The sequence below is a fragment of the Actinomadura logoneensis genome (assembly GCF_003428695.1).
Lineage (GTDB): Bacteria > Actinomycetota > Actinomycetes > Streptosporangiales > Streptosporangiaceae > Spirillospora > Spirillospora logoneensis.
The window spans coordinates 1-11,804 of the sequence record NZ_QURH01001002.1 but is presented as its reverse complement, the minus strand read 5'-3'; the positions used below and the strand labels follow the sequence as shown (position 1 = coordinate 11,804).

Here is an 11,804-nt window from a genome sequence, read left to right as displayed (position 1 = left end):
TCCGCCCGCGCCGCGCCGGGCGGCGCGCAGACCAGCGACAGCCCGCCCTCGCGCGCGACCAGGCCGTCCCCGGGCAGCGGACGGACGACCGACGCGGACACCCCGCCGTCTCCCCGCGGCCCAGGCGCACCGTCCCGGGTCGGCCCGTGCGCGGCGTCCCGTGGGGGCGCGGTCACAGCAGCCGTCCGCCCCGGAGCCTCCACTGCACGAACGGCACGCGCATGGGCCCGTTGGAGACCAGCCAGACGCCGATCCACACGAACACGAACATCGTCACGAACGTGGACACGGCGACCTTGCCGCCGACGCCGGGGACGACACCGGCCCGCAGCAGCGCGAACATCACCGCGCCCTCCGGCACGATCGTGACCAGCCCGAACAGCGTCGGCCAGTCCTTGTCCCAGCGGAACTGCATCAGCAGGTGGTACAGCAGTTCCCAGCCGACACCGACGACCGCGACCGCGAGCAGGATGGCGTACGCGGTCCCGTAGGTCGCGGCGAGCCCGCCCGACGTGCCGGGCAGCACCGGGACGATCAGCGCGGTCAGCACCACGCCCACGGTGCCGAGCATGAACAGCCGGGTCTGGATCCGGCCGGCGAGAGTGGGGGTCACCTTCGCACAACTCCCTCTAGATCGATCGGCCCAGGGCCCACTTCAGCCACTGCCCGGTGGACCGGACCGGGCCGAGCCGCCGGACGAACCCGCGCGCGGCCAGGTCGGCGGCGATGTCCAGGGCGGCGGTCTGCATGCCCATGAAGCTGTCCACGGCGAGGAAGTGGTTGCCGCCGGTCGCGGCGCCCGACGCGTACAGCACGCCGTCGCCGCTCGCGGCGCCGAGCACCTCGAAGTTCGGCCCCACGGCGAGCCGTCCGGCCTTGTTGCGCCGCGCGCCGCCGTTGCGCAGCAGGTCGTCCAGCACGCGGTGCTCGGCCATGTCGGCCTCCAGCCCGGTGCAGTCGATGATGAAGTCCGAGACGATCCGGTTGTAGGCGCCGTCGTCGCCGCGGGTGTGGCTCAGCAGCCGTCCGTCCCTGGTCGGCTCGACCTTCTCCACCACCGCCTGCATCGGGTGGTACCAGCCGCCCTGCCTGCCCCGCCGCAACTGGCCCTGCCAGCGCCGCAGGCGGGGCGTGGTCGTGCCGCCGACGGCCTTGGAAAGCTGCCCGCGCCGCTCCGCCGACGCCTTCCGGTACTGCGCCTTGAGCTGGCCGCCGAACGCCGACTTGGGGAAGGTGAACGCCTGGTACGCCCAGCCGTCGCCGCCCTTGCGCCGCATGAAGACGCCGGGGCCGTGCGGCCCGGCGACGTAGGTGCGGAACACCTGGACGATCTGCGTCTGCAGCCCGAGCCGCTCCCGGTCGTCGATGAGCCGCTGCAGGACGCGCGAGGCGACGATCCCCGCGCCGCGCACGACGACCACGCCCGGCCGCGTCTTCAGGAACTCGTACACGTGCTCGTGCGGCTCGTAGGCGTTGACGACGCGATGGTAGTCGTTGTGCGTCTCGCGGAACTCCTGCAGGTCCGGGAGGTACTTCAGGCCGGGGTAGCCGACCGCCAGGTGCACGTACCGCGACCGGATGGCGATCCGCTTGGTCGGCGTCGTGCCCGGGGGCGGGGTGACGACCGTGAAGTAGCCGCCGCCCGCGCGGCGGCGCACCATCCGCACCTGGCCCTGCGCCAGCATGCTCCAGTAGGCGATCCGGTCGGCCTCCCGGCGCACCGTCGCGAACACCGTCCCCGCGCGCGGGCTGAAGAAGTCGCTGAGCAGCGGCTCCACCAGCACCTGCCACACCAGCGCGAGCGACTTGTCCTGCCACGCCTCGTGCAGCGCGTAGGAGGGGAAGCCCCAGATGTTGTCCGGACGGGCGCCGGCGTCCGAGCGGATCCGCTCGTGCGCGGGGAGCTGCGACACGCGGGTCAGGTACTCCCAGCTCTGCCACGGCGTCTCGCTCGTGGACACCACCCGGATCGCCGACGCGGGCGCGCCCTGGATGCGCAGCACGTCGGCGAGGATGAACGACGCCAGGCCCCCGCCCACCGACACCAGCGGGGTGTCGTAGACCGGGATGCCCGCCGCCGCCAGCGCCTGGTCGTACCAGACCGGCGTCCCGATCAGTTGCGGCGTCAGATCGCCACGGGCATGCGTGCTCGACACCTGGTGATCCCCCGAAGATCCGGCACCCTGAAAATGATCAGACATTTTTAGCAGAACCCAAGGCGATACGGCAGAACCTGAGCGAAGCGGGGCGAACCGGGTTCCGCCGGACCCGGCGAACCGGTGTCGCCCGGCCGGACGCCTGCGTTACCGTCCATCCCGACCGCCCCGGGAAGAACAACTCGATGACGCCCCGCGCCATCCTCCGTCCGTCATGTTCGACGGAGCGGACCGGCCGCCTGTTCGGGAACGGAGCAAAGTCCTTGCACGAGAACACCCTGCGCCTCATCGGCCGCGTCGAGTCGTCCCTGGCGGACCGGGCGGACGCGCCCCGGCAGCCCGACGAGGGCGCCCCCGACGCCTGGCTCGTCTTCGACGAGCGCTACGCGCCCGCGCTCGCGGACCTCACCGCGGGCACCGACGTCCTGCTGCTCACCTGGCTCGACCGCGCCGACCGCGACACGCTCGCCGTCCACCCGCGCGGCGACGCCACCCGCCCGGTCACCGGCGTCTTCGCCACCCGCAGCCCCGACCGGCCCAACCCGATCGGCCTGCACGAGGTGCACATCCTGGCGGTGGACGGTCCGCGCGTCCACGTCCGCAACCTCGAGGCGCTGGACGGCACCCCGGTCCTGGACATCAAGCCCCTCCTCACCCCGGACCGCTGACCCCCGGCCCCTGTCGCCGGGACGCCCGCGCCGCCGGGACGCCCGTGCCGCCCTGCCGCCGAGGCGTCCCGGCGATGATCATCCCGACCTTCCGGAACGCTCTAAGCTGCGCCTACCGGGACAGAAGGGAACCGAGATGTCCGCTGATCTCCACCGCCGCGCCGTCGTCGCCGACACCCACAACGATCTGCTGATGGCCGTGGTCGCCCGGCCGCGCCCGCTGTGGGCCGGGTTCTTCCGGGAGCGCTGGCTGCCGCAGCTGCGCGACGGGGGCGTGGACCTCCAGGTCCTCCCGGTCTTCATCGACGACCAGTTCCGTCCCGAGGGGGCGCTGCGCGAGACCCTCCGGATGATCGAGGCCGCCCACGTGGTCGCCGAGGGCAACGCCGACGAGGTGAGCCTCTGCCTGGACGGCGAGGACATCGACCGGGCGCTGGCGGACGGCAAGGTGGCCCTGGTCCTGGCCCTGGAGAGCGCCCCCGGCGTGGACGCGAACGTGGAGCTGTTCTCCACGCTGCACCGGCTCGGGCTGCGTGTGGCCTCGATCGCGCACTGGAGCCGCACCCCGCTCGCCGACGGCAGCGGCGAGGACGCCACCGGCAGCCGCCTGACCGCCGCCGGGGTCGAGGCCGTGGCCGAGCTGGAGCGGCTCGGCGTCATCTTCGACGTCTCCCACCTGGGGGCGTCCGGGGTCGGGCACGTCCTGGAGCTCGCCACCCGCCCGGTCATGGCCACCCACTCCTCGGCCCGGGCGCTGCGCGACCACCACCGCAACCTCACCGACGACCAGCTCCGCGGCATCGCCGCCACCGGCGGGGTGGTGTGCGTCAACTTCCTCGCGGGCTTCCTCAGCGACGACCCCGCCGAGTACACCGTGGACCGCCTCGTCGACCACATCGAGCACGTGGCGTCCGTCGCGGGCATCGACCACGTCGGCCTCGGCCCCGACTTCATCCGCGAGGTCAACCTCGAGCTCACCCCGCCGTGCTGCGAGGACCTGAGCACGCTCGCCGGGTTCGACGTCAACGCCGTCGTCCCCGGCCTGGACGGCCCGCGCGGCCTGCCCCTGGTCACCGAGGCGCTGGTCCGCCGCGGCCACGCCGAGGCCGACATCCTCAAGATCCTCGGCGGCAACGTGCACCGCCTCTTCCAGAAGGAGCTGGGCCGCCCGGCCTGAGCGGGCGGACGGATGGACGGACGGTGGACGGGCCGGGCGGCGGGCTCGCTAGACTCGCCGCCCGGCAGCCAGATGATCTTGCGGAGGAGAGCCCCTTGACGGACCTGCGAGCGGCGGACCAGGTCACCCCCGAGATCCGCGGACGCATCCAGGACAGCTTCGACCGGCAGGGGCTGATGGCCCACCTCGGCGCGCGCCTGTCGCGGATCGAGCCCGGCCGCGTGCACATCGTCCTGCCCGCCCGGCCCGAGGTGACCCAGCAGAACGGCTACGTCCACGCCGGCGCCACCAGCGCCATCGCCGACACGGCGGGCGGGTACGCCGCGTACACCCTGTTCCCCGACGACACCTCGGTGCTCACCGTCGAATACAAGATCAACCTTCTGGCGCCCGCCGAGGGCGACCACATCGAGGCGGTCGGGACGGTCCTCAAGCCCGGACGGACGCTCACGGTGTGCAACCTGGAGGTGTTCGGCGTCCGGGACGGTGAGCGCAAGCTCGTGGCCACCGGCCAGCAGACGCTCATCTGCCTGCCGAAACGCCCCGACCGGTAAGAGGCGCCGCCCCGGGCCGGCGAACCCGGCTCACGTCCCGGCGCGCTCGGCTCACGTCCCGGCGCGCTCGGCTCACGTCCCTTCGTGCTCGACTCGGCTCCCGTCGTGTCCGGGGTCGTTCGCCGCCGCTGCGGACGGCCCCGCCTCGCCCTCCGCCTGGCGCGCGGCCCGCACGCCCCTCCACAGCAGGGCCACCGCGACCACCGCGAGGACGGCCGCCAGCGCCCCGAGGATCCAGGCGTCCGGCAGCGCGTCGCCCACGCGCAGCGCCCACTCCTCGACCGCGAACTCCGCCTCCGGCCCGAGCAGAGCGGGGAGGACCACGCCCCCGTCGTAGTACAGGAACGCCGCGCCGATCGCGATGAACAGGAGGCCGCCGACCAGCGAGGTCGAATGCGTCCGCAGCGGCCCGAGCGTCAGCGGCCGGCCGCGCAGCCACCGCCGGTGCCCCAGGTCGAAGCGGTCCCAGAACAGCGCCAGGACGAACAGCGGGGCCGCCATCCCGAGCGCGTACACCGCCAGCAGCGTCGCACCGCGCACCGGCGCGCCGCCCACCGCCGAGATGGTCAGGATCCCGCCGAGCAGCGGACCGGTGCAGAACCCCGAGAGCCCGTAGACGGTGCCGAGCAGCCCCACCGACAGCACGGACCCGGCGTCGCCGCCCCGCCCGGCGACGCCTCCGAGCCGCGTGAACCCGAAACCGAGCCCGAGGATCTGGGCGGCGCCGAGGGCGATGACCGTCCAGCCGCCGATCCCGACCAGCAGGTCCCGGTGGCCGTAGAGCAGGCGTCCGGCGGCGGCGCCCGCCGCGCCGAGCGGCACCAGGGTCAGGCAGAGCCCGAGGTAGAAGACGGCGGTGCGCCCGACGAGCCGGGCGCGGTCGGTGAAGGAGTAGGCGAAGAACGCCGGGAGCAGCAGCGCGCTGCAGGGGCTGAGCAGCGTGAGCACCCCGCCGAGGAACGCCGCCGCGTACCCGACCCCGCTCACCGCCCCCTCGCCTTCGCGATGACCTGGACGAACTCCTCGTACGGCTGGGCGCCGAGCAGCGGCTTGCCGTTGATGAGGAAGGTCGGCGTGCTCATCGCGCCGACCTGGTAGCCCTCGTCCCAGTCGTTCTGGACGGCGTCCCTGGTGTCCTCGCTGCTCATGTCCCGGCGGAACCGCTCCAGGTCGGGGACGCCCGCCTCGCGCGCCCACGCCACGAGCTTTCCGGTGGCGAAGTCGCCCGCGTTGCGGCGGTGCGGCTTGGCGTACAGGAGGTCGTGGAACTGCCAGAACCGTCCCTGCAGCGCCGCCGCGTACCCCGCGCGGGCGGCGGCGCGGGACTCGGGGCCGAAGATGGGGAAGTTGCGCCATTCGATCCGCAGGACGCCCGTGTCGACGTAGTCGCGGATCAGCCTCGGCTTGGTCTCGCGGGCGAACCGTCCGCAGAACGGGCACTGGAAGTCCGAGTACTCGATCATGACCACCGGCGCGTCGGCCCGTCCGAGGGCGTAGGGGTCGCCCGCCTTCCGGTGCGGCTGACCGGGCTCACCGGACGCGGGCGGCGCCACCGGTGCGCTGGCGGACGCCGTCGGCCCGCCCGACGGAGCGGCGGCCTTGCGCTGGCCGTCGCCGCCGCTCCGGACGACGGCCAGCACGGCGACGACCAGGGCCGCGACCAGCAGCGCCGCGCCCGCGACGACAAGGCGGCCGGGCGCCGCCTTACGCGCGGAAGATGTTGCCTTACGGGTGGAAGACACTTCGTGAACACCTCTCGACGGAGGAAGCAGAGGGTGAGACGGGCTTCGGCGACCCCGGGGTGGACCATGTCCCGCACGCGGTGAGCGCATCCATCACCGCGCGACAGGACGAGGTACCGGGCCGCCCGGGAACTCAGACGCCGGACGGCGCGGGGCAGACGACTTCACCGGAGAGCCGCCGCACCGTCGCGACGGCCAGCAGCACGACCGACAGCGCCCCCAGCCAGGGCTGGAGCGGCGCCCACACCGTCAGTGCCCCCGAGGAGCCGACGAGGACGAGCACCAGCTTGTTGCAGGTCGGGCAGCCGACCGCGAGCAGGGACATCAGGCCCAGCGGTCCGAGCCGCCGAGCCGCGTCGCCGCCCTGCGGGCTCCGGCGGCGTCCGGCGTAACTGGCGATGACCAGCCCGCCGAGGACGGCGGTGAGCGCCAGGATCGGATAGTTCCACCACTGCACCGGCACCGAGCGTCCGAACAGCGGGTTGGGGACGACGTCGGTCGGCACGCCCACCGCCAGCGCGGACGCGCCGGCCGCGGCCAGCGCCACCGCCCACCGGCGGGCGGACCATAGGGCGAGCGCCCGGCCCGCCTGCCCCGTCATGGCGGACGCGGCGGAGAACGCCCGGGTGACCGGGCGCGAGAAACTCATCGGAAAGGACTCCGTTCTGTCGGATCGATGGACCGTCGCTGACGGTCTCCTAGATCCGCAGAACGCAGAGATGCCCCACATCGGGTGGAGCGGCGGGGGCGCAGCGGCCGGGGCCGAGGGCGGGCGGGCTCGAACCCGTGGCGTCGGCCGCGTACAGGGCGGGTGCGACCTGCGTGCTCGCGGCGGCGGGCGCGATGGCGGAGGTCTCGGCCACCGCGCGCTTGCCGCACTGCCCCTGCGGAGCCGCGCCGTCCGCCCGCACCGACGAGCCGTCCGCCCGCACCGACGAGTCGCGGCCCCCGTCGTCCTGCCGCACGGCCCCGGCCCGACACACCCGCGCCGACGCCCCGGACGAGAACGAACCAGGCGAGGCAGAAGAGACAGATGAGGCGGACGCGCTGCCGACGGCGGTCACGCTCTTGCCCGCCTGCGTCAGGCATCCCACGGCCAGCACCGAGACCAGCGTGACCAGGACGAGGCGCAGCAAGGACAAGGCAGGTCTCAACATGTCCCTGCGCCCCCTTCCTCGCCGCGCCCGTACCGGAGTCACTATAGGCCGGGAGACCACCGCAGCGAATCACTGCACTGCTGAAACGGTCGGTCACGCGGAACTCCGCATGGCGCGTCGATAAAGCGCCAGGCCCCATCGCGAAGAGGCCTTGCTTTCGAGGTGGCGACAATTCCGTGAATGGATTACCGTGTCCGGCTTTCAATGGGTGAGTGGCGAAAGTAAGGGTACTGTCTACGCTCTCGACGCTGACGCATGAGTCTAATTATTCGAAGATAGATGAGTTTTTGAAAAAACGCAGTGATATTTGCCTGGGTCGCTAAGGGGGCTTGATCTGAAGTGAACGTCCTTCGGCCTTTCTTGATCCAAAATGGAGCACATGTGCACCGGTGTTGACGGTTGCCGAGAAAGGACTATAGCTAGTTCTCTCTGGCCATTTGGCGGGCGCGTGCGATTATTTCCATAAGGGGCATGGGCGGGAGTGAGGTCGCACGCTTTGCTGCTTGGCGATAGGTGTGCTCGCTTTTCTTGTCTGCGCCGGTTTTGGCGTCCACGATCTCTTTTTTGGCGTTGACCCAATCCTGCCAGCTGTCGCTGAGGAATTTTTCTAGGTTCTCGTGGAAAACGGCGTGATGTTCGCCGACGGTCGTCTGCGGGAAGTTGGTCGGGTGCTCGCCTAGTGCAGCGAGGAGATGTCGATTTCCTCTCGCTGTTTGATCGATTCTGTTGGTGAGCTCCTGGTCGCTTTCGCCTGCCTTGCGCGTCGTGCAGTCAGCGTCGCCGTCGAAGACAGCGAAACACGGAACTCCCAAGGACGTCAGGATCGCGAATGGCAGGTGCATATTCTGCTTGCCGTTCACGGCGGCAACCATTATCCCGTCCCTGTTCAGGGGATCGTCTCTCATGGCGCAGCCTTCCAGGACGCCCTTGTCGGTCGGTCCTTCTACCAAGATCACCGCACGGGCGAACATCGCTTCGGGGATGGTCGTGCGATAGATGCGCGCGAACTGATCCCGGAGTTGCACTTCCGAGTATTGCTTTTGTAGCTTCGCCTGGACCGTTTCCTTGGTCGCAGACCTGACCTCGACCGCTGGCCGCCCCTCTGTGTCTAGGACGCGGGTCATCCGCCGAACTTCGTGGAACTGGTCAGCTTCCAGGAAGTATGGGCTGTGTGTTGCATACGCGATTTGCATACCGCGCACAGACTCAACGGCGAGTTGGCGCAGAACTGACGCGAAGGTTCTGGCCTGGAGGGGGTGCTGAAAGAGCTCCGGCTCTTCGATTGCCAGAAATACGGTGCGGTTGGCCTCCACAGCCTGACGCTCGGCGAGGACCCGCAGGGCAGTGATAAGCAGAGCGCGTTGGAATCCATGGCCCTGCTGGTCGATCCGGGTCTTGGCTGCGCCGTCCTCGACCGAGACTTGAAAGACAGTCTGGGGAATACGCAACTCCGGAACATGTGAGCTAACGCGAAGCCTTCGTCCAGTGGTCAGCTGTCCGACCTCTTTCGTTAGCTCGGCAGAAAGCTCGTCGAGCTGGGCTTCGAAATGTTCCGCATGAATCTTGCTGCGGTCGTTATCGAATACGGCGTGCAAAGCCTGGAGTTCTTCCTCTGCCTGACTTCGGTCTACTGCCTGATCAAGGATGCGGCCGACGATGGAACCTCTAGTGTCCTTTCCTTCTTCGGCGGCGCGAAGATCGGCGCTGACGAAAACGTAGTCAAATAGGCCTGTCATCTTTGCCTGGCCGGCGAAGCCGAAGAAGTGCCCGTCCGTAGCCAACTCGGTGGGGGTCAGTGCGTCGCGGTGTGAGGATTCCCATGCGTTCAGCGCCTCTTCAACCGCTGATGCGCTTGTAGCTGTCGGCAGGTTCAGCTGCGGCTGCTCGGTGCGCAGGGTCCGATAACGGGTGATGCGTTCGCGAGCCCCTTCCGCGCTGCGGACGCGTTCGAACGGCGGGTAGGTCATAGCGCGTCCCGACAGCTTCGCAACACCGCCTTCCCATCGCCGCCATAGCCGGACGGTCTCGGCTCCGTCTGCCGCGTACTTGCCCAGCGCCATTCGATCCAGCTCGTTGAGCTGCTCGAATTCGACTTCGACGCTGATCTGTCGTGGCTCCGCACCGACTCGGACATCGTCTTCGGAGAGCGACTGGGCGGTTCCATTGAAGAACCAATCCAGCGCCCTCAGGACGGCGGACTTGCCGACGCCGTTCGAGCCGATGAAGGTGGTGATGTCGGTGAAGTCGATCTCTACATCGTCCAGGCACCGATAGTTCTGGACTCTCACCCGTCGCATACGCACCTTTACAGCTCACCAGTATCGCGATCGACGCGCAACCGAAATCAGTCCACTCGCTGCGGACGGGACAATGAGCCCGAGTGCCGTCTAGGGGCACGCTCCGCTGTGCGACTCCATCTATCGAACCCTCGCGATGACAGCGGCCGCCGGACGGCGTTGGTGCCCTCGGCAAGGAGGCGGGCCCGGGTGTAATCGCCAGGCGAGGGAGGCGGCATTGGGCTGAACGCGTCGCCTCAGACGCTGGTGGTCTCCTGAGCCGGAGGCTCGTGCGGTTTCGGGTGACTGGACCGTGGCCCTACCAGCCGCGTTCCCACCAGGTGGGGATGCTGGGGCGTTCGCGGCCGAGGGTGGTGTCCTTGCCGTGGCCGGGGTAGATCCAGGTCTCGTCCGGGAGCCGGTCGAAGACCCGCTCGGTGACGTCGGTCATCAGCTGCTTGAAGCGGGCCGGGTCGCCCCACGTGTTGCCGACGCCGCCGGGGAACAGGCTGTCGCCGGTGAACAGGTGGGGACGGTCGGGGGCGGTGTACAGCAGGGCGATCGACCCCGGCGTGTGGCCGCGCAGGTGGATCACTTCCAACGTGCTCTCTCCGACGCGGACGGTGTCGCCCCCCTGGACGGGGTCGGACACGGGGACCGGCAGCGGGGACGCGTCGAAGGGGTGCGCGGAGACCGGGGCGCCGGTGGCCCGCACGACGTCCGCCAGGCCCTCCCAGTGGTCCTGGTGGCGGTGGGTGGTGACGACGCGGCTCAGCGGCCCGTCGCCGAGCAGCCGCAGCAGCCGGGACGGCTCGTTGGCCGCGTCGATGAGCAGCTGGTCGCCGGTCGCCGTGCAGCGCAGGATGTAGGCGTTGTTGTCGTAGGGACCCACGGCGACCTTCGTGACGGTCAGGCCGGGCAGGTCGCGGGTGTCCGGTGGTCCGCCGACCTCGACGTCGCCGGTGTAGGCCATGGCTCCTCCGATCCGTGGTTCCTCCGGTACGCATCTTCCCTCATCGCGTCCGCACGAGTGGAATGAGTCCCAGGACGCACCGCGATCGTGCTGTTTGCGGCGGAATGGCCTCACGGAGGGACGCACGATGGGGACCCGGGAGGTGGCGTTGGGCGCGATCGAGGGACGTCCCGGCGCGTTCTGGAGCCGGCTCGGCCGGTCCGACCAGCAGGCGCTGTGGGCGATGGGGCGGCGGGTCGAGGTGCCGCCCGGCGGCATGCTCTGCCACCAGGGGGTCGCCTCGCCCGCGGTGATCGTGCTGTTCCCGGCCCCGACCCGCACGACCGGGCGGATCCTGGCGAAGGAGTTCGTCGCCAACGGCGAGGGCGACGAGTCGGTCATCGAGCTGTTCGGCGCGGGGGACCTGGTCGCCGGGCTCGCGCCGTGGGGGCGTCCGCAGCGCGCGACGGTCGCGGCGCTCGACCACGTGGCGGCGCTGCGCGTGGACCGCCGCCAGTTCGGCGGCCTGCTCGCGGCCAACCCGCAGGTCGCCGCCGCCGCCATGGACGCGTTCGCGCAGCGGGACACCTACAGCGGGCGGCGGCACGCGGTGCACGTCGCCGACCATCCGCAGCGGCTCGCGCACCACCTGCTGGAACTGGCGCACCGCTTCGGCGACCCCGTCCCCCACCCGCTCGCCGCCCTCGCGCCGCACCTGCTGAGCGCTTCCGCGCAGCCTTCACCGGACGCCGCGCAGCATTCGTCGGGCGCTTCCGCGCAGCACGGCCCGGACGCCGCCGCGCCGTACGGCCGCGACGGGCAGGCGGCGCGGGGCTCCCACGGGAACGGGACGGCGCCGCCGGGCATCGCGATCGCGGTGCCGTCGCGGCTGAGCCAGGCGGACCTGGCGAACTGGGCGGGCGTCTCCCGCGAGACGCTCGTCCGCTGGTACCGCCGGTGGCGGTCGAAGGGCATCCTGCTGCCGCGCCCGCTGACCCTGCTGGACCCGGAGGCGCTGCGCCGGGAGGCGGCTCCCTGGGGGGACGAGTGGCCCGCCGTCCCGGCCCGCGAGGACGGCCCCGAGCCGGAGCCGGACCCCGGGCGGCCCGCCGGGCTGGCCCG

Annotated in this window: 12 protein-coding genes; 4 read left to right on the top strand and 8 right to left on the bottom strand. The window is 70.9% G+C overall.

Annotation, left to right across the window (positions count from 1 at the left end; all coding sequences use genetic code 11):
• Positions 1-172 precede the first annotated feature (172 nt).
• Entirely contained in the window at positions 173-613 is a 441-nt protein-coding gene (locus tag DZF91_RS34405) for a hypothetical protein (protein ID WP_117361219.1), read from the bottom strand.
• Between the two features lie 16 nt (positions 614-629).
• A complete protein-coding gene (locus DZF91_RS34400; protein WP_117361218.1) occupies positions 630-2,156 on the bottom strand; it encodes a hypothetical protein in 1,527 nt (508 codons plus the stop codon).
• Between the two features lie 263 nt (positions 2,157-2,419).
• Here DZF91_RS34400 and tsaA point away from each other — a divergent pair, with 263 nt between their 5' ends.
• From tsaA to DZF91_RS34385, 3 genes are all read left to right on the top strand, one after another.
• Entirely contained in the window at positions 2,420-2,824 is a 405-nt protein-coding gene (gene tsaA / locus DZF91_RS34395; RefSeq protein WP_235834771.1) for a tRNA (N6-threonylcarbamoyladenosine(37)-N6)-methyltransferase TrmO, read from the top strand.
• Positions 2,825-2,960: 136 nt separating this feature from the next.
• The gene (locus DZF91_RS34390) at positions 2,961-4,001 is read left to right on the top strand and encodes a dipeptidase (RefSeq protein ID WP_117361216.1); all 1,041 of its coding nucleotides are present in this window, start codon (positions 2,961-2,963) and stop codon (positions 3,999-4,001) included.
• Positions 4,002-4,096: 95 nt separating this feature from the next.
• Positions 4,097-4,555: a PaaI family thioesterase gene (locus tag DZF91_RS34385; protein WP_117361215.1), complete on the top strand. Its 459-nt coding sequence runs from the start codon at positions 4,097-4,099 to the stop codon at positions 4,553-4,555.
• A gap of 72 nt (positions 4,556-4,627) precedes the next feature.
• Here the strand turns inward: DZF91_RS34385 and DZF91_RS34380 are convergent, their stop codons facing one another.
• From DZF91_RS34380 to DZF91_RS34355, 6 genes are all read right to left on the bottom strand, one after another.
• Positions 4,628-5,542 carry a cytochrome c biogenesis CcdA family protein gene (locus DZF91_RS34380; RefSeq protein WP_117361214.1) on the bottom strand — a complete coding sequence of 305 codons (915 nt, stop codon included), beginning with the start codon at positions 5,540-5,542 and terminating at the stop codon, positions 4,628-4,630.
• A complete protein-coding gene (locus DZF91_RS34375) occupies positions 5,539-6,297 on the bottom strand; it encodes a DsbA family protein (RefSeq protein WP_235834770.1) in 759 nt (252 codons plus the stop codon). The genes DZF91_RS34380 and DZF91_RS34375 overlap by 4 nt, the downstream gene beginning before the upstream one ends.
• A 133-nt stretch (positions 6,298-6,430) precedes the next feature.
• The gene (locus tag DZF91_RS34370) at positions 6,431-6,946 is read right to left on the bottom strand and encodes a hypothetical protein (protein WP_235834769.1); all 516 of its coding nucleotides are present in this window, start codon (positions 6,944-6,946) and stop codon (positions 6,431-6,433) included.
• Between the two features lie 49 nt (positions 6,947-6,995).
• Positions 6,996-7,439: a hypothetical protein gene (locus DZF91_RS34365; RefSeq protein ID WP_158588108.1), complete on the bottom strand. Its 444-nt coding sequence runs from the start codon at positions 7,437-7,439 to the stop codon at positions 6,996-6,998.
• Between the two features lie 434 nt (positions 7,440-7,873).
• Positions 7,874-9,742, bottom strand: a complete 1,869-nt coding sequence (locus DZF91_RS34360) for an ATP-dependent nuclease (RefSeq protein ID WP_158588107.1) — start codon at positions 9,740-9,742, stop codon at positions 7,874-7,876.
• Positions 9,743-10,049: 307 nt separating this feature from the next.
• On the bottom strand, positions 10,050-10,703 hold the full coding sequence (locus DZF91_RS34355; RefSeq protein WP_117361210.1) for an MBL fold metallo-hydrolase: 654 nt from the start codon (positions 10,701-10,703) through the stop codon (positions 10,050-10,052).
• A 127-nt stretch (positions 10,704-10,830) separates the two neighbouring features.
• On the opposite strand from DZF91_RS34355, the gene DZF91_RS34350 reads away from it, so the two are divergent.
• Positions 10,831-11,804 (top strand): Crp/Fnr family transcriptional regulator (locus DZF91_RS34350; protein WP_117361209.1); only part of this gene is annotated, 974 nt, incomplete at its 3' end.